The 23,129-nt window shown below is 41.0% G+C and carries 23 protein-coding genes; all 23 read left to right on the forward strand.

Translation table 11 applies throughout. From position 1 onward, the window contains the following. Window positions 1-29: 29 nt before the first annotated feature. Window positions 30-419, forward strand: a complete 390-nt coding sequence (locus V5M37_RS09300) for a YlqD family protein (RefSeq protein ID WP_213140785.1) — start codon at window positions 30-32, stop codon at window positions 417-419. Window positions 420-425: 6 nt separating this feature from the next. Further along, on the forward strand, window positions 426-944 hold the full coding sequence (gene rimM, locus V5M37_RS09305; protein ID WP_423801685.1) for a ribosome maturation factor RimM: 519 nt from the start codon (window positions 426-428) through the stop codon (window positions 942-944). Beyond that, on the forward strand, window positions 941-1,684 hold the full coding sequence (trmD, locus tag V5M37_RS09310; RefSeq protein ID WP_423801686.1) for a tRNA (guanosine(37)-N1)-methyltransferase TrmD: 744 nt from the start codon (window positions 941-943) through the stop codon (window positions 1,682-1,684). The genes rimM and trmD overlap by 4 nt, the downstream gene beginning before the upstream one ends. Before the next feature lie 142 nt (window positions 1,685-1,826). Next, window positions 1,827-2,171, forward strand: coding sequence for a 50S ribosomal protein L19 (gene rplS / locus V5M37_RS09315; RefSeq protein WP_213116348.1), 345 nt, complete (start codon window positions 1,827-1,829; stop codon window positions 2,169-2,171). Window positions 2,172-2,341: 170 nt separating this feature from the next. Next, window positions 2,342-2,902 (forward strand): signal peptidase I, encoded by a 561-nt coding sequence (lepB, locus tag V5M37_RS09320; protein ID WP_213116347.1) that lies wholly within the window; start codon window positions 2,342-2,344, stop codon window positions 2,900-2,902. A 42-nt stretch (window positions 2,903-2,944) separates the two neighbouring features. Beyond that, a complete protein-coding gene (gene ylqF / locus V5M37_RS09325) occupies window positions 2,945-3,814 on the forward strand; it encodes a ribosome biogenesis GTPase YlqF (RefSeq protein ID WP_423801687.1) in 870 nt (289 codons plus the stop codon). Between the two features lie 57 nt (window positions 3,815-3,871). Then, window positions 3,872-4,669 (forward strand): ribonuclease HII, encoded by a 798-nt coding sequence (locus V5M37_RS09330; protein ID WP_423801688.1) that lies wholly within the window; start codon window positions 3,872-3,874, stop codon window positions 4,667-4,669. Between the two features lie 207 nt (window positions 4,670-4,876). Continuing rightward, complete coding sequence (sucC, locus tag V5M37_RS09335) at window positions 4,877-6,037, forward strand: ADP-forming succinate--CoA ligase subunit beta (RefSeq protein ID WP_423801689.1); 1,161 nt, start codon at window positions 4,877-4,879, stop codon at window positions 6,035-6,037. A 23-nt stretch (window positions 6,038-6,060) separates the two neighbouring features. Next, window positions 6,061-6,963, forward strand: a complete 903-nt coding sequence (sucD, locus tag V5M37_RS09340; RefSeq protein ID WP_423801690.1) for a succinate--CoA ligase subunit alpha — start codon at window positions 6,061-6,063, stop codon at window positions 6,961-6,963. 82 nt (window positions 6,964-7,045) lie between these two features. Continuing rightward, window positions 7,046-7,924: a DNA-processing protein DprA gene (dprA, locus tag V5M37_RS09345; RefSeq protein ID WP_423801691.1), complete on the forward strand. Its 879-nt coding sequence runs from the start codon at window positions 7,046-7,048 to the stop codon at window positions 7,922-7,924. A gap of 317 nt (window positions 7,925-8,241) precedes the next feature. Beyond that, the gene (topA, locus tag V5M37_RS09350) at window positions 8,242-10,320 is read left to right on the forward strand and encodes a type I DNA topoisomerase (RefSeq protein WP_423801692.1); all 2,079 of its coding nucleotides are present in this window, start codon (window positions 8,242-8,244) and stop codon (window positions 10,318-10,320) included. Between the two features lie 152 nt (window positions 10,321-10,472). Next, complete coding sequence (trmFO, locus tag V5M37_RS09355) at window positions 10,473-11,777, forward strand: FADH(2)-oxidizing methylenetetrahydrofolate--tRNA-(uracil(54)-C(5))-methyltransferase TrmFO (RefSeq protein ID WP_423801693.1); 1,305 nt, start codon at window positions 10,473-10,475, stop codon at window positions 11,775-11,777. A gap of 329 nt (window positions 11,778-12,106) precedes the next feature. After that, on the forward strand, window positions 12,107-12,649 hold the full coding sequence (gene hslV / locus V5M37_RS09360) for an ATP-dependent protease subunit HslV (RefSeq protein ID WP_213116339.1): 543 nt from the start codon (window positions 12,107-12,109) through the stop codon (window positions 12,647-12,649). Window positions 12,650-12,668: 19 nt separating this feature from the next. Continuing rightward, window positions 12,669-14,072 (forward strand): HslU--HslV peptidase ATPase subunit, encoded by a 1,404-nt coding sequence (gene hslU / locus V5M37_RS09365; protein WP_423801694.1) that lies wholly within the window; start codon window positions 12,669-12,671, stop codon window positions 14,070-14,072. An 89-nt stretch (window positions 14,073-14,161) separates the two neighbouring features. Beyond that, window positions 14,162-14,941: a GTP-sensing pleiotropic transcriptional regulator CodY gene (gene codY / locus V5M37_RS09370; protein WP_213116337.1), complete on the forward strand. Its 780-nt coding sequence runs from the start codon at window positions 14,162-14,164 to the stop codon at window positions 14,939-14,941. A gap of 192 nt (window positions 14,942-15,133) precedes the next feature. Further along, a complete protein-coding gene (rpsB, locus tag V5M37_RS09375) occupies window positions 15,134-15,838 on the forward strand; it encodes a 30S ribosomal protein S2 (RefSeq protein WP_213116336.1) in 705 nt (234 codons plus the stop codon). Window positions 15,839-15,971: 133 nt separating this feature from the next. Beyond that, window positions 15,972-16,856 carry a translation elongation factor Ts gene (gene tsf, locus V5M37_RS09380; protein ID WP_213140773.1) on the forward strand — a complete coding sequence of 295 codons (885 nt, stop codon included), beginning with the start codon at window positions 15,972-15,974 and terminating at the stop codon, window positions 16,854-16,856. Between the two features lie 117 nt (window positions 16,857-16,973). After that, window positions 16,974-17,699, forward strand: coding sequence for a UMP kinase (gene pyrH, locus V5M37_RS09385; protein ID WP_213140772.1), 726 nt, complete (start codon window positions 16,974-16,976; stop codon window positions 17,697-17,699). Continuing rightward, on the forward strand, window positions 17,699-18,256 hold the full coding sequence (gene frr / locus V5M37_RS09390) for a ribosome recycling factor (protein ID WP_213140771.1): 558 nt from the start codon (window positions 17,699-17,701) through the stop codon (window positions 18,254-18,256). The genes pyrH and frr overlap by 1 nt, the downstream gene beginning before the upstream one ends. A gap of 248 nt (window positions 18,257-18,504) precedes the next feature. Beyond that, the gene (locus tag V5M37_RS09395) at window positions 18,505-19,281 is read left to right on the forward strand and encodes an isoprenyl transferase (protein WP_213140770.1); all 777 of its coding nucleotides are present in this window, start codon (window positions 18,505-18,507) and stop codon (window positions 19,279-19,281) included. Between the two features lie 32 nt (window positions 19,282-19,313). Next, window positions 19,314-20,102, forward strand: a complete 789-nt coding sequence (locus V5M37_RS09400) for a phosphatidate cytidylyltransferase (RefSeq protein ID WP_423801695.1) — start codon at window positions 19,314-19,316, stop codon at window positions 20,100-20,102. Between the two features lie 29 nt (window positions 20,103-20,131). After that, window positions 20,132-21,274: a 1-deoxy-D-xylulose-5-phosphate reductoisomerase gene (gene dxr, locus V5M37_RS09405; protein ID WP_423801696.1), complete on the forward strand. Its 1,143-nt coding sequence runs from the start codon at window positions 20,132-20,134 to the stop codon at window positions 21,272-21,274. A gap of 87 nt (window positions 21,275-21,361) precedes the next feature. Then, the gene (gene rseP, locus V5M37_RS09410) at window positions 21,362-22,624 is read left to right on the forward strand and encodes an RIP metalloprotease RseP (RefSeq protein ID WP_213140767.1); all 1,263 of its coding nucleotides are present in this window, start codon (window positions 21,362-21,364) and stop codon (window positions 22,622-22,624) included. The last annotated feature ends 505 nt before the right edge of the window (window positions 22,625-23,129 follow it).

A 23,129-nucleotide genomic window follows, 5' to 3' on the forward strand; every position in this document is an offset into this window, starting at 1 on the left:
TTGTTCAAATTTTTAAGGGGGCAATAAACATGCAAATTATTCAATCCGTTGTGGTGAAGCAAATCTTAACCGAAAAAAGCAAACAACAGCTTTTTGACAAGTATCATGCAAGGAAACGGCAGTTTGAAAAAGAATGCGACCAGCTTCAATTCGAATTAAAACGCTTGGAAAAATCGAAAAGCTACCCTCAGGGCACACTAAAAAAGCACTTTGAAAAAGAAATTGAAATGAGACGAGAAAAAATAAAATTACTTGATTTTCAAATAGAACAATTACATATCCTACCAATAGGCAGCGAATTAAAGGAAAAAGAAGTCCAAGCTCTCATTGAGGTTAAAGCAGGGGACCTTTGGATTGACCAAGATTTACAGCCTGAGATTCTTATTAAAGATGGTATCATTGAGGAAATTAGAAGGTGAGTACATATGGAAAGATGGTTCAATGTTGGTAAAATCGTTAATACCCATGGTATAAAAGGAGAAGTCCGCGTCATTTCGAAAACCGATTTTCCGGAAGAACGCTATAAACCGGGGAATACATTATATTTATTTCAAAAGGGATCAAGCACACCGCTTGAATTAACTGTTAAAAGCCACCGCAGCCATAAAAATTTTGATTTGCTTGTGTTTGAAGGGTATGAAAATATTAACCTGGTGGAGAAGTTTCGTGAAGGAATTTTAAAGGTTCCGGAGTCACAGCTAAGTGAACTCAAGGAAGATGAATTCTATTATCATGAAATTATCGGCTGTCTCGTGGCCACAATCGATGGGGAAGAGCTTGGAAAGATTACTGAAATCCTTACTCCGGGTGCGAACGATGTTTGGGTGGTCAAAGGAAAAGATGGAAAAGAAGTTTTAATCCCGTATATCCATGATGTTGTCAAGAAAGTGGATGTAAAGGAAAAGGTTGTCCTTATTGAACCAATGGAAGGACTATTGTCATGATGCAAATCGACATTCTTACCCTTTTTCCTGAGATGTTTACCGGGGTACTTGGGAGTTCGATTTTAAGCAAAGCAGCGGAAAAGTCAGCTGTCCAATACAATGTCGTGAACTTCCGTGAATTCTCTGATAACAAGCATTCCTCTGTGGATGACTATCCATACGGAGGCGGTGCTGGCATGGTTTTAAAGCCGCAGCCGATTTTTGATGCGGTTGCCTCGCTTACAGAACAGGCTAACAGCAGCCGCCCAAGAATCATTTTGCTTTGCCCTCAAGGGGAGCGATACAGCCAAAGGAAAGCGGAAGAATTGGCCGGTGAGGAACATTTGATATTTATTTGCGGTCATTATGAAGGCTATGATGAAAGAATCAGGGAGTATTTGGTCACCGATGAAATATCAATAGGCGACTATGTTTTAACAGGCGGTGAGCTTGGTGCCATGGTTGTGATTGATAGTGTTGTCCGTCTGCTCCCCGAGGTGCTTGGCAATCAAGAATCCCATATGAAGGATTCGTTTAGTACAGGTTTGCTTGAACACCCTCACTATACAAGGCCTGCTGATTTTCGCGGCATGAAGGTGCCGGATACACTATTATCCGGCAATCACAAGTTAATTGAAGAATGGCGCAATAAAGAAACCCTAAGAAGAACTCTATTAAGAAGACCTGACCTATTTGAAAAAGTAGAACTAACACCAGAACAACAAAAGTGGCTGGAGGAAGTAAAAAAAGAATACAAGTAGTATTGCAGGGGCTTTGAGATTATGTTATGATATTTCTTGTGACTTGAGCTGAGTCTATCAGTTTAATGTCTTATAACGATGTTCCGCTGCAATTGATAAATTCTTGGTTTGCATGAGCGTCTGTTGGAAGGAGTTGAAAACGATGCATAAATTAATTGAAGAAATCACAAAAGAACAACTTCGTTCTGATCTTCCTGCGTTCCGTCCTGGTGACACTGTACGTGTACACGTTAAAGTTGTCGAGGGTACTCGCGAGCGTATTCAGTTATTTGAAGGTGTTGTGATTAAGCGTCGTGGTGGTGGAATTAGCGAAACTTTTACAGTTCGTAAAATTTCTTACGGAGTAGGCGTTGAGCGTACTTTCCCTGTTCATACACCAAAAATTGCGAAGCTTGAAGTAATCCGTCGCGGTAAAGTTCGCCGTGCTAAACTTTACTACTTACGTGAACTTCGCGGTAAAAAAGCTCGTATTAAAGAAATTCGCTAATAAGAAAAAGAGAGCTTGCTCTGCAAGCTCTTTTTTTATACCTAGTGAAAATATCTATTAACAAATTATTAAATTTAATTAAAAACATTAATCCCCTCGTGTTAATTAGTTCTAAGTTATGTAAAATAGGCTTTATAAGACATTTTTACTGGATTGGTGGGGACAAAAGAATGGCAAAAAAGAAAAATGAATTTTGGGAATGGACAAAAGCGCTTTTAATTGCTGTCATCCTGGCAGCCGTAATTCGCTATTTTCTCTTTGCGCCGATAGTAGTGGACGGCTTATCAATGATGCCTACTTTAAAAAATCAGGATCGCATGATTGTTAATAAGTTGAGTTATAAAATAGGTGAACCGCATCGATTTGACATCATTGTTTTTCATGCACCTGAGCATAAAGATTACATAAAACGGGTCATCGGTCTTCCTGGAGATAGAATCGAATATAAGAATGACACTTTATATGTGAATGGCAAAGCGTATAAAGAGCCATATTTGGATGAATATAAAAAACAAGTGGAGGACGGTCCTTTAACAGACTCATTCACATTGGAAGAAACACCGGTCGGTCAAATAACAGTTCCAAAAGGGGAATTATTTGTAATGGGTGATAACCGCCGCTTCAGCAAAGATTCCCGTCATATCGGATCCGTTCCAATGAGTAAAGTCATTGGCAAGACAAGCATCGTCTACTGGCCGCTAAACGATGCCCATATAGTTTCTGTGAAATAAATAATATTTTTGCAGAATGTATAGTAAAAGGAGGTGACTGCTTTGACGATCCAATGGTTTCCCGGTCACATGGCTAAGGCTCGCAGAGAGGTCACGGAAAAATTAAAATTAGTTGATATCATTTTTGAATTAGTAGATGCCAGAATTCCATACTCATCAAGAAATCCGATGATTGATGAAATCATTCAACATAAACCTCGTTTGGTGTTATTAAATAAAGCGGATATGGCCGATAAGAATGTTACCAAGGAATGGATTGCCTTTTTTGCCAAAAAAGGCGTGAAGGCCCTGGCGATTAATTCCCAGGCAGGAGAAGGAATGAAGGAAATTGCCAATGCTGCCCAGGAAATTTTGAAAGAAAAATTTGACCGCATGCGGGCAAAAGGGGTAAAGCCGAGGGCCATCAGGGCCATGATTGTCGGCATTCCCAATGCTGGTAAATCCACACTCATTAACCGCCTGGCGAAAAAAAATATCGCCAAAACTGGCAATACCCCGGGTGTGACAAAATCCCAGCAGTGGATAAAAGTAGGCAAAGAAATGGAGCTGCTAGATACTCCGGGAATATTATGGCCAAAGTTTGAGGATCAAGAGGTCGGAAAAAAATTGGCGATCACTGGGGCCATTAAGGATACGCTCTTAAATCTGCAGGACTTGACCGTTTACGCCCTGGATTTTTTAGAGCGAGAATATCCTGAACGCTTGAGGGAGCGCTATAAGTTTACCGACATTCCAGATGACGTTGTACTTAAGTTCGACCACATCGGCAAGCTCCGCGGCTGCCTGATGGGCGGAGGAATGGTAGACTACGATAAAGTGGCCGAATTGGTGATCAGAGAAACCCGTTCCGAGAAGTTTGGTCCTTTATCATTCGAAAGGCCCAAGGATTTTCAAACTGAAAATGAAGAATAACGAAAAGCTCTCCTATTGGGGGAGCTTTATTAAACGCTACCTAAAAGGTGAATTAGAATGAAACGTTTGTCGATTGCAGAAATTGAAGAACAGCTGAATAACGTTAAAGCAGATAACGACCCTTTTCTAATCAGTCTTGAAGGAGATGAGCGAAAAGGGGTGCAAACCTGCCTAGCGAGATGGAAGAAGCAGAGAGCTCAAGAAAAAGGCCTTGCTGAGAAATTTTTTGAAATGACGGCCTTTGAGCGTAAATACCGCGGTCAAGGTTTTCAGTATATCGCAGGTGTGGACGAAGTAGGCAGGGGGCCGCTGGCTGGTCCGGTTGTGTCCGCAGCGGTCATTTTGCCGACGGATTTTTTCCTGCCAGGGATTGATGATTCGAAAAAGCTGTCCGAAAAAAAACGGCTTGAATTTGATGAAATCATTAGGAGAGAGGCGCTTGCATTCAGTGTGGCCATGGTTCATGCTCCAGAAATAGACGAAATCAATATCTATCAGGCAACTAAAAAAGCAATGAAATCGGCTATTGCAGGTCTTGGAACAAACCCGGATGTAGTGCTCATTGATGCCATGAAACTTGACACTCCTTACCTGACAGAATCGATCATTAAAGGGGACGCCAAAAGTATTTCAATTGCAGCAGCATCTATTGTCGCTAAAACAGCAAGAGATTCCCTTATGAAAGAAATTTCGGGGCGGTTTCCGCAATATGGTTTTCAAGAAAACGCAGGCTATGGAACGAAGGAACACCTGCTTGCGATTGACCAGTATGGAATCACTCCTTATCATCGTAAGAGCTTCTCACCCATCAAGGATACATTGACAAATCAATTATCGTTTTCGTTAGGTACATAAATCTAGCTTAAGTGATTTATAATAAAACAGGCTGAATAAAGCCTGTTTTATTTTTGGAAAATAATAGTTTTTTATTATATTACTAATTATTTTCCTTGATTTTTATATAAATATTATTTATAGCATAATGGTGGACAAGGTTTGTTTCATTATATAAAATGTAAACGGAGTCAAATTTTTTGAACAGTTTGATTAGGAGGATGGGAAATGAATATCCATGAGTATCAGGGGAAAGAAATCCTCAGAAAATATGGGGTAGCGGTTCCGAATGGAAAAGTGGCTTTCACTGTTGAAGAAGCAGTTGAAGCTGCGAAAGAATTAGGCACACAAGTATGTGTGGTAAAAGCGCAAATACACGCAGGCGGACGGGGAAAAGCCGGCGGTGTTAAGGTTGCCAAAAACCTTGATGAGGTTCGTACATATGCCAGCGAAATTCTTGGTAAAACATTGGTTACACACCAAACTGGACCTGAAGGTAAAGAAGTTAAGCGTCTCCTAATTGAAGAGGGCTGCGACATTAAAAAAGAATACTACATTGGATTAGTATTAGATCGTGCTACTTCCCGCGTGGTATTAATGGGTTCTGAAGAGGGCGGAACAGAAATCGAAGAAGTTGCCGCTAATACACCTGAGAAAATTTTTAAAGAGGAAATTGATCCAGTTCTTGGATTAATGCCATTTCAAGCACGTCGTTTGGCATTTAATATCAATATTCCAAAGGAATTAGTCAATAAAGCTGTTAAGTTTATGACAGCCCTTTACAACGCTTATATTGACAAAGATTGCTCAATTGCCGAAATCAACCCGTTAGTTGTAACTGGCGATGGTAACGTTATGGCATTAGATGCAAAATTAAACTTCGATTCCAATGCACTGTACCGTCAAAATGATGTTTTAGAGTATCGTGACCTTGAAGAAGAAGATCCAAAAGAAATCGAAGCTTCCAAGTATGACTTAAGCTATATCGCGTTAGACGGCAATATCGGCTGTATGGTTAACGGTGCCGGACTGGCAATGGCTACAATGGATATCGTTAAGCACTATGGCGGCGATCCGGCAAACTTCCTTGATGTTGGGGGCGGTGCAACAGCTGAAAAGGTAACAGAAGCATTTAAAATTATCCTTTCCGATCCAAACGTAAAAGGTATTTTTGTTAATATCTTTGGCGGTATCATGAAGTGTGATGTCATTGCTGATGGAGTAGTAGAAGCAGCGAAACAAGTTGGCCTATCTATTCCGCTTGTCGTTCGTTTAGAGGGAACAAATGTTGACCTAGGTAAGAAGATCCTATCTGAGTCAGGTCTTAATATCACAGCTGCTGAATCCATGGCAGACGGCGCACAAAAAATCGTTTCATTAGTGAAATAGGATCAAGAGAAAGGGGAATTAACGTGAGCGTTTTTATTAATAAAGACACAAAAGTAATTGTTCAAGGTATAACTGGCGGAACAGCCCGTTTCCATACAAAGCAGATGATTGAATACGGCACTCAAATCGTCGGCGGAACTTCACCAGGCAAAGGCGGCCAAGAGGTGGAAGGTGTTCCTGTTTTCAATACTGTAAAAGAGGCAGTTGAAGCAACAGGAGCAAATGCTTCCGTTATTTATGTTCCAGCACCATTTGCTGCAGATTCCATTATCGAAGCGGTTGATGCTGAACTAGATCTTGCTATTTGTATTACAGAGCATATTCCTGTATTAGATATGGTGAAAGTTAAGCGTTACATGGAAGGCAAGAAGACCCGTTTAGTGGGTCCAAACTGCCCTGGCGTGATTACAGCTGATGAGTGTAAAATCGGCATTATGCCTGGCTACATTCACACTAAAGGACATGTCGGCGTTGTTTCTCGCTCCGGTACATTAACATATGAAGCTGTTCATCAATTAACTCAAGCAGGTATCGGCCAGACAACTGCAGTTGGTATTGGCGGAGACCCTGTTAACGGAACAAACTTCATCGATGTATTAAAAGCATTCAATGAAGACCCTGAAACATATGCTGTTATAATGATTGGTGAAATCGGTGGAACAGCAGAAGAGGAAGCGGCTCAGTGGGTTAAAGCAAACATGACTAAGCCTGTTGTCGGCTTCATCGGCGGACGTACTGCACCTCCAGGAAAGCGCATGGGCCATGCTGGTGCGATTATTTCCGGCGGAAAAGGTACTGCTGATGAAAAAATCCGCGTTATGAACGAATGCGGCATGAAAGTAGCTGCAACACCGTCCGTAATGGGTGAAACTTTAATTGAAGTACTTAAAGAACAAGGCTTATACGAAAAGTGTAAAACTCACTAAAATACACCATGATAAACAGATAGTCCCTCATACTATGAGGGGCTCTTTCTGTTTAAAAAATTTAAACTGGAGGAAATTAACAGTGAATGAGTTTACTGAAAAACTAATCTCCCTGCTTCATTATCCTGATATATCGTGGCATACGATCTATCAAATATTAAAAAGAGACCCGGGACTTGAATCTCTAAAATCTTATCAACCAACAGCCCAATTGAGCATGTTCCCTCCTCCGGCCTCCGCCATTGCTGCATACCCTGCAACTGAACCCTTTTATCCCGAAATCATTTATGACCAAATCCGCCAATACAAAACAAATGATATCTCCGTCATCACCGTATTTGACCCGCTGTATCCCCGTTATTTAAAAGAGATTTATCAGCCTCCTTGGGCAATCTTCGCAAAAGGTGACTTATCCCTGCTAGAGAAAGAGCCGAAATTAGCTGTGGTTGGTTCTAGGCAAGCGACCCAGTACGGAAAAAATGCCATCCGTTTAATTTTCCCGGAATTAATTGATAATGGAGTGCTAATTGTCAGCGGTTTAGCAAAAGGTATTGATAAACTCGCCCATGAATACGCTATTAAAAATGGCGGAAAGACGATTGCTGTGATTGCCGGAGGGCTGTACCATATTTATCCAAAGGAAAATATGAATCTGGCATTGGAAATGATGAAAACACAGCTTGTACTGTCCGAATACCCCCCGGATACACAGCCGCAGAGATGGCATTTTCCGGCGCGAAACCGAATCATTAGTGGAATGTCCCGGGGAACATTTATTATAGAAGCAAAGAGGAAAAGCGGCTCATTAATAACGGCCAACTATGCCGTTAATGAGGGCAGAGACGTTTTTTCGCTTCCTGGAAGCATTTTTAATCCCTATTCAATCGGGGCAAATGAACTTATTCAGCAGGGAGCAAAACTTGTCACAAAAGCCGGGGATATATTAGAGGAAATAAGATAAAACTGTATTTTATTGAATAAATTTTTAATTTTTGCAGGGTTTTTTGTATAAATGAAGAAAAGTTAGGGTAAAAAGGTTGAAATAATTTCTAATATGTATTACATTTTCCAACATAAGTTCAAAAACTAGAATGAGACAATAATATTGAAAGTATTATATAAATAATTTGGGATATGGGAGTTTTGGAAAGTATTTCTTGAAGCAAAGTTGTCATAACTAGAATTTAGAAAACTTCTCAAAAAAATCGAGCATCTTAGAAGCGGGCTTTTGCCAGGTTCGGGGCGCTTTCACACTTTCCCTCTTAAGGAGGAACATACATGTCGGAGTTTCTTGTCATCGTTGAATCGCCTGCAAAAGCGAAAACGATTGAGCGATATTTAGGAAAAAAATATAAAGTAAAAGCATCAATGGGACACGTTAGAGATTTGCCGCGCAGTCAAACGGGGGTTGATGTAAACAACGGCTTTGAACCGAAATATATTACGATACGCGGAAAAGGCCCTGTTTTAAAGGAATTAAAGACAGCAGCCAAAAAAGCCAAGAAAATTTTTCTGGCGGCCGACCCCGATCGCGAAGGAGAAGCAATCGCTTGGCATTTGGCGCATAGCCTTGATGTGGATATTAACTCAGACTGCCGGGTAGTATTTAATGAAATCACCAAGGATGCCATCCAGGAATCCTTTAAACATCCACGGCCAATCAATAAAGACTTGGTAGATGCACAACAGGCCCGCAGAATTCTTGACCGCCTGGTGGGCTATAATATCAGTCCGCTGTTATGGAAAAAGGTCAAAAAGGGGTTAAGTGCGGGAAGAGTCCAATCAGTTTCTGTCAGATTGATCATTGACCGGGAAAATGAAATTAAAGCCTTCATTCCAGAAGAATATTGGACGATTGACGGCGAATTTTTAAAAGGGAAAGATCAATTCAACGCTTCGTTTCATAGTCTTGTAGGACTGAATAAAACAGAAGTAAGCTCTGAAGAAGAGGTGCAAAAGATTCTGCAGCAAATGGAGGGAAACAAGTTCACGGTCATTGCCGTGACAAAAAAAGAACGGCGCAGAAATCCTGCCCCGCCATTTATAACCTCTTCCCTGCAGCAAGAAGCAGCCAGAAAATTAAACTTTCGGGCCAAAAAGACAATGATGCTGGCCCAGCAGCTGTACGAAGGAATCGAACTTGGCAAAGAAGGGACAGTCGGTTTGATTACCTATATGAGAACAGATTCCACGAGGATTTCTGAAATAGCTCAGGAAGAAGCGGCTAATTATATCAAGGCTGAATATGGGGAGCAATTTCTAAAAACAGAGCAAAGGAAAGAGAAGAAACAGACAAATGCTCAAGATGCTCATGAAGCGATTCGGCCGACCAGCACATTCAGAGATCCGAGCAGTTTGAAGGAGTTCCTTTCAAGAGATCAACTGCGTTTATATAAATTAATTTGGGAACGGTTCTTAGCCAGTCAAATGGCCCAAGCTGTAATGGATACAATGAGTGTTGATTTACAAAATGGCAATGTGGTGTTTCGCGCTACTGGATCGAAAATAAAGTTCCCCGGCTTTATGAAGCTATATGTTGAAGGTACGGATGATCAAGTGGAGGAATCCAACAAAATGCTTCCTGACCTCAATGAAGGGGATGAAGTGTTCCAGAAGGATATTGAGCCGAAACAGCATTTTACCCAGCCGCCGCCTCGGTATACGGAGGCAAGGCTTGTAAAGACGCTTGAGGAACTTGGAATCGGCAGGCCTTCAACCTATGCCCCAACGCTCGATACCATTCAAAAACGAGGCTATGTAGCGCTCGACAATAAGCGCTTTGTTCCGACGGAGCTTGGAGAAATTGTCCACGAATTAATGGTAGAGTTTTTTCCGGAGATTGTGAATGTCGAGTTTACCGCCAAAATGGAACAGGATTTGGATAATGTTGAAGAAGGCAAAACACCATGGGTAAAGATCATCGATGAATTCTATCAGGATTTTGAAATTCACCTGAAAAAAGCGGAAAAGGAAATGCAGGAAGTTGAAATCAAAGACGAACCTGCCGGTGAAGACTGTGAAAATTGCGGCAGCCCGATGGTGTTTAAAATGGGCCGCTACGGCAAATTCATGGCTTGCAGTAATTTCCCGGACTGCCGAAACACAAAACCGATTGTTAAAGAAATCGGCGTTACCTGTCCAACCTGTAAAGAGGGAACAATCGTTGAAAGAAAAAGTAAGAAAAAGAGATTGTTCTACGGGTGCAGCCGCTTCCCAGAGTGCGATTTCCTATCTTGGGATAAACCGCTTCCTAGAAACTGTCCAAAATGTGAGGGACTCCTTGTCGAGAAGAAACTTAAAAAGGGTGTCCAAGTCCAATGTGTATCCTGTGACTATAAAGAAGAACCACAAAGCTAAGGAGTGGGAAATATTCCACTCTTTTTAATTTTTTTTAAACATAAAACTTTTTTGTTTGTCATTCGTATAGTAAAATGCAAGATGGACTGAATTCGAGGGAATGGTAAAAAGTAAGGACTTATTTAATATTTGAATGTTTCAGGAGGATTAACATGGATATAACAGTAAACGTTGTTGGTGCCGGTTTGGCAGGCAGCGAAGCAGCGTGGCAGCTCGCCAAGCGCGGTGTAAAGGTCCGTCTTTACGAAATGAGACCAGTCAAACAAACTCCAGCCCATCATACAGATAAATTTGCCGAACTGGTCTGCAGTAACTCGCTTAGGGCAAATACCTTAACAAATGCAGTCGGTGTATTAAAAGAAGAAATGAGAAGACTTGATTCTGTTATTATCTCTGCAGCTGATGCCTGCAGTGTTCCTGCCGGAGGGGCATTGGCTGTTGACCGTCATGAATTTGCGGCGAAAGTTACCGAAATGGTGAAAAACCATGAAAATGTGACAGTCATCCATGAAGAGGTCATAGATATTCCGGAAGGACTAACGGTCATCGCAACCGGGCCACTAACAAGTCCGGAATTATCGGCCAAACTGAAAAGTTTAACAAATGAAGACTATCTATATTTTTATGATGCAGCGGCGCCGATTATCGAAAAAGACAGCATTGACATGGATAAAGTTTATTTAAAGTCCCGCTATGATAAAGGGGAAGCGGCATATTTAAATTGTCCGATGACGGAAGAGGAATTTGATCGTTTTTATGAGGCTTTGGTCACAGCTGAAACCGTCCCTTTAAAGGAATTTGAAAAGGAAATCTTTTTCGAAGGCTGCATGCCAATTGAAGTAATGGCAGCAAGAGGGAAGAAAACGATGCTGTTCGGTCCATTAAAGCCAGTTGGGCTAGAGGATCCAAAGACAGGTAAAAGACCCTTCGCGGTTGTTCAGTTAAGGCAGGACGATGCAGCAGGTACGCTGTATAATATTGTTGGTTTTCAAACCCATTTAAAGTGGGGCCCGCAGAAGGAAGTGCTCCAATTAATACCGGGACTTGAAAATGCTGAAATTGTTCGCTACGGAGTTATGCATCGCAATACCTTTATCAACTCACCAAAGGTGCTAAAAGCAACTTACCAATTTAGAAACCGGGAAAATTTATTTTTCGCTGGACAAATGACGGGTGTTGAAGGGTATGTGGAATCTGCTGCGAGCGGTTTGATCGCGGGAATTAATGCGGCAAGGCTCGCGACGGGAATGGAAACTGTAGAATTCCCAGCGGAAACGGCAATCGGCAGTATGGCACGGTATATTACTTCTGCAAACCCGAAAAGTTTTCAGCCGATGAACGCCAATTTCGGATTGTTTCCTGAACTGCCTGTGAAAATAAGAGGAAAGCAAGAACGGAATTTACAGCATGCTAATAGAGCGTTAGAAACAATTCAGAACTTTGTGAAAGTTTTGTAAAGTTTATTGCAAGGGCTATTGAATTGTGGTACGATTTAGAAGCCCTTGTGATATAAAATGTTGATAATTGTGAATGTTTTGTTAACATTTTTGATTCGTTATTTACAACTGGACAGGAATTGCGCAAAATACTAAGGGGCTTATTCAACTTTTTTATAGTGATTTTGTTATGTTCATGGCTGAGCAAAAGGTGAAGAAAAATGTATAGAAAAAAACATCCCGGGGTATAAATGAATACAGTTTTCATAATTATCTTGTAGAAGGATTTTTTTTACATATTTTACTTTGAACTAAAAGAAAAAACTCCAAAAATGAAGGAGGATATCTTAATGGAACAATTTCATGCCACCACGATATTTGCCATCCATCATAATGGCGAGTGCTCAATGTCCGGTGATGGCCAAGTTACCATGGGCAACGCTGTTGTGATGAAACATACAGCTCGTAAGGTTAGAAAGATATTTAATGGGAAGGTATTGGCAGGCTTTGCTGGTTCTGTAGCAGATGCTTTTACTCTTTTTGAATTGTTTGAAGGAAAGTTAGAGGAATTTAACGGGAATCTTCAAAGAGCAGCAGTTGAGCTTGCAAAAGAGTGGCGAAGTGATAAAGTCCTGAGAAAGCTGGAAGCCATGCTGATTGTGATGAATCGTGAAAGTTTGCTGCTTGTGTCCGGCACAGGTGAAGTTATTGAACCCGATGATGGAATTCTTGCAATTGGATCAGGCGGGAACTATGCATTATCAGCAGGCCGCTCATTAAAGAAATATGCCGGAGATCATTTATCGGCGAGGGAAATTGCAAAAGCATCGTTAGAAATCGCTGCTGAAATCTGCGTCTATACAAACCATAATATTATCGTGGAAGAGCTATAGCGGGAAGGAGCTAAAAATAATGGTCAGAACAACCAATTTAACCCCCCGGCAAATTGTTGAAAAGCTGGATCAATATATTATTGGCCAAAAGGATGCGAAGAAAGCCGTTGCGGTAGCCCTAAGAAACCGATACAGAAGGGGCCTTCTGGACGATAAGCTTCGAGATGAAATTATCCCTAAAAATATCTTAATGATTGGCCCGACCGGTGTTGGGAAAACGGAAATTGCCCGGAGAATTGCCAAGCTTGTCGGTGCACCATTTGTTAAGGTGGAAGCAACGAAGTTTACCGAAGTCGGCTACGTCGGTCGTGATGTAGAATCCATGGTTCGTGATCTGGCAGAAACATCTGTCCGTCTGGTAAAGGAAGAACGGATGCTAAGCGTGAAAGAACGGGCCGAAGAAAATGCTAACAGCAGACTTGTTGAACTTTTGGTTCCATCAGCGAAAAAATCATCTAACTATAAAAACCCGCTCGAAATGTTATTTGGCGGCGGGAACACTGCAAACGAGCAGGAAACACACCAGGAGGATTATTCTGTCCAGGAAAAAAGAAAGATTGTCAAAGAAAGATTGGCTCTTGGTCAAATGGAGGATGAAATTGTCACGGTTGAAGTGGAAGAGCAGGCGCCTTCCATGTTTGACATGCTCCAAGGCTCAGGTATTGAACAAATGGGGATGAATATGCAGGATGCCCTAAGCAGCTTCATGCCGAAAAAGCGCAAAAAAAGAAAACTTACTGTTCGAGAAGCAAGAAAAGTATTAACGAGCGAAGAAGCTGCGAAGCTGATTGATATGGATGAAGTAACATCCGAGGCCATTTATCGCGCTGAACAAAACGGAATCATTTTTATTGATGAAATTGATAAGATTGCCAGCAAAAATAATGGCGGCTCCTCGGCAGATGTTTCCAGAGAAGGTGTGCAAAGGGACATTCTGCCAGTAGTTGAAGGTTCCACAGTGGTAACAAAATTTGGGCCGATTAAAACCGACCATGTCTTATTTATTGCTGCGGGTGCCTTTCATATGGCGAAGCCTTCCGATTTGATCCCGGAATTGCAAGGGCGTTTTCCAATCCGGGTGGAATTGACAAAGCTTACAGTCGATGATTTCTTTAGGATTTTAATCGAACCGGACAATGCTTTAATAAAGCAATATCAAGCATTATTGGAAACAGAAGGTATACAAATTGAATTTTCTGACGATGCTATTCGTAGAATAGCTGAAGTAGCATTTGAAGTGAATCAAAATACCGACAATATCGGTGCCAGACGGCTTCACACGATCCTCGAAAAACTATTAGAGGATCTATCCTTCGAAGCGCCGGATATTACGATGGATAAAATCACCATAACACCTCAGTATGTTGACGAGAAGCTAGGCGCTATATCGAAAAACAAAGATTTGAGTCAATTTATTCTTTAAATTCTTATCTTGTTACCTAATACGTTGCAAAAATCGTATTACCAATAAAAATTTAATAATGGTTGTAGTTATTTAGGAGGAAAAAACAGATGGATTTACTTACAAAAACAAGAAGGATTAATATTTTGCTGCAAAAGGCAGCAGGCAAACCGGTAAACTTTAAAGAAATGGCAGCAACATTAAGTGAAACCATTGAAGCAAATGTTTACATCGTCAGCCGCCGTGGGAAACTACTTGGCATTACGATTTATCAGCAAATTGAAAACGAACGTATGAAAAAAATGTTTGAGGATCGTCAATTTCCGGAAGAATACACAAACAATTTGTTCTCAATTACCGAAACATCCCCGAATTTAGATGTGGATAGTCAATATACAGCTTTCCCTGTTGAAAATAAAGATTTATTCCAGGAAGGTTTAACAACAATTGTTCCGATTATTGGCGGCGGTGAACGTTTGGGTACTTTGATCCTTGCAAGATTGCATGATAAGTTCAATGATGACGATTTAATCTTAGCTGAATATGGTGCAACTGTTGTCGGAATGGAAATCCTTCGTGAAAAATCTGAGGAAATTGAAGAGGAAGCACGAAGCAAAGCTGTTGTGCAAATGGCCATCAGCTCCTTATCTTACAGTGAGCTAGAAGCCATTGAACATATTTTTGAAGAGCTAAACGGTAATGAAGGGTTATTAGTCGCTTCAAAAATTGCAGACCGTGTAGGAATTACCCGCTCCGTTATTGTCAACGCTTTAAGAAAGCTCGAAAGCGCTGGAGTTATCGAGTCTCGCTCCCTTGGAATGAAAGGAACATACATTAAAGTTCTTAATGACAAGTTCTTGGTCGAGCTTGAAAAGTTAAAATCACATTAATGTTTTAAAGGATTCCCGGCAGGAGCCGGGAATTTTTTTGAATCTAAACCTTGATTGTTTAATGGCCATGTGCTATATTATTTCATGGTGTTATTACACACGCTTGTTGATTTAGGCAGAGGGTGCTTAACTTTAAGTCCTGCTTAAAGATGAGATAAGCGGAGGAAAACAAACCATTAGGAGGAAAAAAACATGTCAGTAATTTCTATGAAGCAATTGCTTGAAGCTGGTGTACATTTCGGACACCAAACTCGCCGTTGGAACCCAAAGATGAAGAAATATATCTTCACAGAGCGTAACGGCATCTACATCATCGACCTTCAAAAGACAGTTAAGAAGGTAGAAGAAGCTTATAACTGGGTTAAGGAACTTGCTGCAGAAGGCGGTACAGTCCTTTTCGTTGGTACAAAGAAACAAGCTCAAGATTCTGTTAAAGAAGAAGCAGCTCGTTCTGGTATGTACTATGTTAACCAACGCTGGTTAGGTGGTACATTAACAAACTTTGAAACAATTCAAAAGCGTATCGGCCGCTTAAAAGATATTGAAAGAATGTCAGAAGACGGTACTTTTGAAGTATTACCTAAGAAAGAAGTTGTTCAACTTAAGAAAGAACAAGAACGTCTTGAGAAATTCTTAGGCGGAATCAAAGATATGAAACAGCTTCCAGATGCATTGTTCATCATCGACCCTCGTAAAGAGCGCATTGCAGTAGCAGAAGCTAAGAAATTGAACATTCCTATCGTAGGCATCGTTGATACAAACTGCGATCCGGATGAAATCGATGTTGTTATCCCTGCAAACGATGACGCAATCCGCGCTGTTAAACTTTTAACTGGTAAAATGGCGGATGCTATCCTAGAAGCTAAACAAGGCGAAGAAGTAGCTGTAGAAGCTTAATTTTATAGCCTTATCTTAAAAAAGGTGATAAGAGGGAGACCCTTTATCACCTTTTTTTAAAGAATGAAAGTTTAACCCGGGTCTCATTGGTAAAGATATGAATACATAGTTAATTGAAGGAGGATATTAAATTATGGCAATTACTGCTCAAATGGTTAAAGAATTACGTGAAAAAACTGGCGCAGGTATGCTTGATTGCAAAAAGGCGTTGACCGAATCAGACGGTGACATGGACAAAGCAATTGACTACCTACGCGAAAAAGGGATCGCAAAAGCTGCTAAGAAAGCAGACCGTATCGCGGCAGAAGGCTTAACTTCCATTTCAACAAATGGCAATGATGCTGTTATCCTAGAAGTAAACTCCGAAACTGACTTCGTTGCGAAAAACGAAGGCTTCCAAACACTTGTAAAGGAGCTTGCTGAACATTTACTTAAGAACAAGCCTGCTACAGTGGAAGAAGCATTAGCACAAACAATGGAAAACGGTGCAACAGTTGATGCACATATTAATGCGGCAATCGCAAAAATTGGCGAAAAACTATCTCTTCGCCGCTTTACAGTAGTTTCTAAGACAGACAGTGATGCATTTGGCGCTTACCTTCATATGGGCGGACGCATTTCTGTATTAACTGTTCTTGAAGGTTCTACAGATGCCGATGCTGCAAAAGATGTTTCTATGCACATCGCTGCGTTAAATCCAAAATATGTTTCACGTGACCAAGTTTCTCAAGAAGAAGTTGAGCATGAGCGTCAAGTATTAACTCAGCAGGCCCTTAACGAAGGCAAGCCTGAAAATATCGTGACTAAAATGGTTGAAGGCCGCCTTGGCAAATACTTTGAAGATGTTTGTGTTCTTGACCAGGCTTTCGTTAAAAATCCTGATCAAAAGGTTCGCCAATTTGTTGAATCTAAAGGCGCTACAATCCGTGAATTCATTCGCTACGAAGTAGGCGAAGGTATCGAAAAGCGTGAAGATAACTTTGCTGAAGAAGTAATGAACCAAGTGAATAAAAAATAGTCAATTATTCTCGGGCTAAAAGGTTTGAAGTATTTGTAATTGATGTTTGAATAGGGGACACGCTGTGTTCCCTATTTTTTAAGATGAAAAAAGTTAGAATTTTTTATGGAGGTTTATATGAACGGTCCTAAGTACAAACGCGTTGTGTTAAAATTAAGCGGAGAGGCTCTTGCTGGTGATTCGGGCTTTGGAATTAAACCATCTATCATCAAATCAATTGCCACTCAAGTAAAAGAAATTGCCGAGCTCGGTGTAGAAGTGGCCGTTGTTGTCGGCGGCGGCAATATTTGGCGCGGGAAGATTGGCAGTGAAATGGGGATGGACCGGGCAACTGCTGATTATATGGGGATGTTGGCAACGGTAATGAACTCTCTTGCGTTACAAGACAGTTTAGAGCACTTAGGGATTGAATCACGGGTACAAACCTCAATTGAAATGCGTCAAGTTGCAGAACCTTACATAAGACGCCGTGCAATCAGACACTTGGAGAAGAAGCGGGTAGTCATTTTTGCAGCAGGAACAGGAAATCCGTATTTCTCGACAGATACAACAGCGGCCTTAAGAGCAGCTGAAATTGATGCGGAAGTTATCCTGATGGCGAAGAATAATGTCGATGGTGTTTATTCTGCTGACCCACGTGTTGATGCCAACGCTGTAAAATATGATGATCTTTCATTCCTTGATGTTTTAAAGGAAGGCTTGGCAGTTATGGATTCAACTGCATCATCCCTATGTATGGATAATGATATTCCACTTATTGTCTTTTCTATCATGGAGCAGGGCAATATCAAAAGGGCCGTTATGGGTGAAAAAATCGGAACGATTGTTAGGGGGAAAAACTAATGGCAAAAGAAGTCATCAATTCCGCAAAAGAAAGAATGGCAAAAGGAATTCAAGCTTATACTCGCGAGCTTGCCAGCATTCGTGCCGGCAGAGCGAGTGCTTCACTTTTAGATCGAATTACAGTCGATTATTATGGGGCGCCAACGCCTGTTAATCAGCTGGCGGGAATCTCAACTCCGGAAGCCCGGTTATTGGTCATCCAGCCATATGATAAAACAATCCTTGGCGATATTGAAAAAGCGATTCTAAAATCTGATTTAGGCTTAAATCCTTCCAATGATGGTTCTATCATTCGGCTTGCCATTCCTCAATTAACAGAGGAGCGCCGTAAAGAATTGGTAAAAGTGGTGAAGAAGGAATCAGAAGAAGCGAAAATCGCGATCCGTAACGTTCGCCGCGATGCCAACGATGAGTTGAAAAAGCTTGAAAAAAATGGTGAAATTACAGAAGACGCCCTGCGCGGATTCTCTGATGATATTCAAAAACTTACCGATGACCACATCCATAAAATTGATCAAATCACAAAAGATAAAGAAAAAGAAATTATGGAAGTGTAACGTAAATAGTAATGAATGACCCTCTTTTTAGGGGGTTTTTTCACTATTAATAGAAAAATTTTAAAATACATAAGTTAGGATTGTTTGACATTATTCTTAATTCTTTCTATTTTACATAGTATGAAATGAGATATCTTTTTTCTTTTTTGGTATGATATAGGCATGCTGGATTTAAATCTATTACATACTATAACAAGTTCGATGAAGTTTATTATCGGAGGAAAGCTAATAATGGAGGAGCGCTTGCCATGTTAAATAAAATTAAAATCTGGAAGAACCAAAATAACTCTTCCACACTCCGAGATAAAATTGAAGAAATTAAAAAATTGCCGGTACCGGAACATGTGGCCATTATTATGGATGGAAATGGCCGATGGGCTAAAAAACGGGCACTGCCGCGCATTGCCGGTCATCATGAAGGGATGAAGGTTGTCCGAAAAACAACTATGCTGGCCAATGACCTTGGGCTAAAAGTGCTGACATTGTATGCTTTTTCCACAGAGAATTGGAAAAGGCCAAAAAATGAAGTGGATTATATTATGAAGCTTCCAGAGGAATTCCTAGGAACCTTCCTTCCAGAATTGGTGGCCAATAATGTTCAAGTGAAAATGATGGGCTATAAGCATCAACTGCCAAAACATACTTTAAATGCTATTGAAAAGGCGATGGAACAAACAAAGAATAATACAGGACTTGTGTTAAACTTTGCTTTGAATTATGGAAGCAGGGCTGAGATTCTTGATGCGGTCAAGCAAGTCTTAAATGATTATAATAGTGGCATACTGAAGGAAACTGATTTAAATGAGGAGGCATTTTCCTCCTATCTAATGACTTCCAATTTCAAAGACCCTGATCTATTAATCCGGACAAGCGGCGAAATTCGCTTAAGCAATTTTATGTTATGGCAGTTAGCCTATTCGGAGTTTTGGTTTACTGATGTGTTGTGGCCTGATTTCAGTGAGGATCATTTGTTAGAGGCAATCGAAGTCTTTCAAAAGCGCCAGCGTCGATTTGGAGGAATATAAATTTGCAGTCAAAAAAGGTGTTGAAACAGTAAATGAAACAAAGAATTATTACAGGAGTCGTAGCAGCGGCACTTTTTTTGCCAATCGTATTTTACGGCGGGCTTCCGTTCGTATTATTGACTTATTTGCTAGCAACCATTGGGCTATATGAACTATTAAGAATGAAGGGCTTGAGCATTTTTTCTCCATACGGGTTCCTTTCTCTGCTTTTCCTTTGGGTTATTTTATTCCCTGCACAATATAATGAAATAATGGCGGACTTTTACTATTCAAAAACGGAGCTAGGCATTGCTTTTATTCTATTGTTATTGACCTATACGGTCATTACAAAAAATCGTTTTACTTTTGAGGATGCCGCTTTTACGGTGCTTTCGGCAATTTATACAGGTATTGGTTTTTATTTTCTCATGGAAACGCGAGAAGCTGGTCTTGTATATGTTTTTTATTCCTTATTCATCATTTGGGCAACTGACTCAGGGGCTTACTTTATTGGCAAGGCGATGGGCAAGAAGAAATTATGGCCGGAAATCAGTCCTAACAAAACGGTTGAAGGCTCAATTGGCGGTATTGTTTGTGCCGCTGTAGTGGCAATTATGTTTGCTATTTTTGGGGATATGAATGCCGGGATTGTTACAATAGTAGGCATGACCATCGTTCTATCCGTTTTTGGACAAATCGGAGATCTTGTCCAATCTGCCTATAAACGCCATTTTAATGTAAAAGATTCAGGAACCATTTTACCGGGACATGGAGGCATTCTAGACCGGTTTGACAGTTTATTATTTGTTTTGCCATTATTGCATTTTTTCCACCTTTGGTAAGAGGTTTTTCTTTTTAGGAGTTGACTTGTTTGAAGACAATTAGTTTACTGGGTGCGACCGGGTCCATCGGTACCCAAACCCTGGATATTTTTCGGGAGCACCCTGAAGAGTATAAATTAGCTGCCATTTCCGTTGGCAAAAACATCGATTTAACGCGAAAAATAATTGCGGAATTTCAGCCTGAGCTTGTTTCTGTACAAACGATGGCTGATTATAATACATTAAAAGCAGAATTCCCTAAGCTTAAGTTTACGTTTGGCGAGGAAGGGCTGATTGAAGCAGCGGTTTATGACAAGTCTGATATTCTTGTCAATGCTGTTCTCGGCAGCGTAGGGTTAAACCCGACGCTGCAGGCGATTGAATGCGGGAAAACAATCGCAATCGCCAATAAAGAAACGCTGGTGACGGCCGGCCATTTAGTGATCGAAGCAGCGAAGAAAAATAATGTTGCACTTCTCCCAGTAGACAGCGAGCATTCGGCCATCTTTCAAGCCCTGCAAGGAGAGAAGGAGAAAAACATTGAACGCTTAATTCTAACTGCCTCTGGCGGCAGTTTCCGTGACCGCACCCGTAGTGAACTGGAGGAAGTGACAGTTGAGGAAGCATTAAATCATCCGAACTGGTCGATGGGTGCGAAAATCACGATTGATTCGGCAACGATGATGAATAAGGGTCTCGAAGTTATTGAAGCACATTGGCTATTTTCACTTGGCTATGAAAAAATTGATGTATTGCTTCACAAAGAAAGTATTATTCATTCTATGGTTGAATTCCATGATACAAGTGTGATTGCCCAGCTGGGAACACCGGATATGCGGGTACCGATCCAATTCGCACTTTCCTATCCGGACCGATTGCCTCTTACTACAGGGAACCGCTTAAATTTGGCGCAAATTGGGACACTCCATTTTCAGGAAATGGATATGGAAAGGTTTCGCTGTTTGAAGTTTGCCTATGAGGCTGGGAAAATCGGTGGCACGATGCCAACTGTTTTGAATGCGGCAAATGAAGCGGCAGTCGCAGCATTCCTAGAAGGAAAGATTCGCTTTCTGCAAATAGAAGATTTGATTGAGCAGGCCTTAAGTGCTCATCAAACGACCCGGCATCCGAGCTTAAGTGTAATCCAAGAGGTTGACAAGGAAACGCGGCAGTTTGTAAATTCACTGCTATAAAGTTAATAAGCGCCTTGACCAAGGGCGACAGACAGATATTGAGGTCTAAAGGTACTTTCTAAACCAAATAAAAAGGTGGTTTTATTATTGAGTACAGTCATTGCCTTTATTGTGATATTTGGCGCACTCGTTTTTTTTCATGAATTAGGACATTTTATTTTTGCAAAACGGGCAGGCATCCTTTGCCGCGAATTTGCGATTGGGATGGGTCCGAAGGTCTTTTCCCACAAAAAAGGAGAAACCACATACACTATTCGTCTATTGCCAATCGGCGGATTTGTCCGGATGGCTGGCGAAGATCCGGAAATGGTTGAAATAAAGCCAGGCTACCGAATTGGACTATTATTTGATAAGAACGGCCAAGCAACCAAGCTTATCTTGAATAATAAAGAAAAGTACCCAAATTGCCGTATTGTTGAGGTTGAATATGCAGATATTGAAAAGGACCTAATCATCAAAGGGTTCCCTGAGGATGACGATGAAAATTTGCAAACCTTTACGATTCATCCAAAGGCAGTCATTGTCGAAAATGGCGTGGCATCACAAATCGCACCATTGGATCGGCAATTTGCTTCTAAAACGTTAGGACAAAGATTTATGGCCATTTTTGCTGGCCCGATGATGAATTTTGTATTGGCATTTGTGGTATTTATTATCATTGCTTTATTGCAGGGAGTACCGACTAACGATCCGAAACTGGGTGAGATTACCCCGGATGGTGCTGCGAAAGCAGCAGGGCTACAAAAAGGGGATATTGTCCAAAGTATCGATGGTTCTGAAATTAGTAGCTGGTCTGATGTTGTTGAAATTATCCGCAAAAATCCAAACGAAAAGCTTGATTTTTCAGTTGTACGTAATGGAAAAGAAATGGATATTTCGGTTACACCTAATGAGAAAACGGTGGAAGGCAAAAAAATGGGGATTATCGGTGTTTACAGCCCAGTTGAAAAGTCGCCAGTCCAAGCGGTTACAGCAGGCGCCAAAGAAACCTATTTCTGGACAACGCAGATTTTTGTTATGCTCGGTAAATTAGTAACCGGACAATTTTCCATTGATGCCTTATCAGGTCCTGTCGGAATTTATGTTTCCACGGATGAAGTGGCCAAATCGGGGATCTTCTACCTCATGAAGTGGGCTGGAATTTTAAGCATCAACCTTGGGATTATGAACTTACTGCCAATCCCGGCATTAGACGGGGGAAGGCTGATGTTCTTCGCAGTAGAGGCCGTTCGCGGCAAACCGATTGACCGTCAAAAAGAAGGAATGGTCCACTTTATCGGATTCGCCTTGCTAATGCTGCTAATGCTCGTTGTCACATGGAACGATATTCAAAGATTTTTCTTAAAATAATAAAAAAGGGGCATTTATGAGGCCCCCCTACAGATTGTCGAGAAAGGGTATTTTTCTCGGCAATTTTTTATTTTGACTGAACCTAAATTACCAACTTTTATTTATCCCTGCTAACTGGCCTGTTGATTTCCGCTACGGGCACTCGCTTTCCGCGGGGAGGTCCTGAAGCCTCCTCGGCGCCTTGGCGCCTGTGGGGTCTCCAGTGACCTCTATATCCCGCAGGAGTCGAGTGCCCTCCGCTCCAATCAACAGGAAGGCAATTCAACCTAAGTATTGCAACACACATTAAACTTATGTGTTATAGGCGTTTGCCTTTAAATGAGTTGAATCTTTAAATAATACACGTCCCCTAACCATTATGTGAATCATTGCTAGGAGAACAATTTCATCAAAAACATCCTGAAAGATAATTGTCCTCACCATAAAAAGGACGAACTTTTCCAAGAAGAAAAGAAAGATAAATATATTTGTCAATCAAGCGAAGAAGTTGGACATTTGGAACCAA

The organism is Neobacillus sp. SAB-20_R2A, from assembly GCF_049568635.1.
In the GTDB taxonomy this organism is placed as follows: domain Bacteria; phylum Bacillota; class Bacilli; order Bacillales; family Cytobacillaceae; genus Neobacillus; species Neobacillus citreus.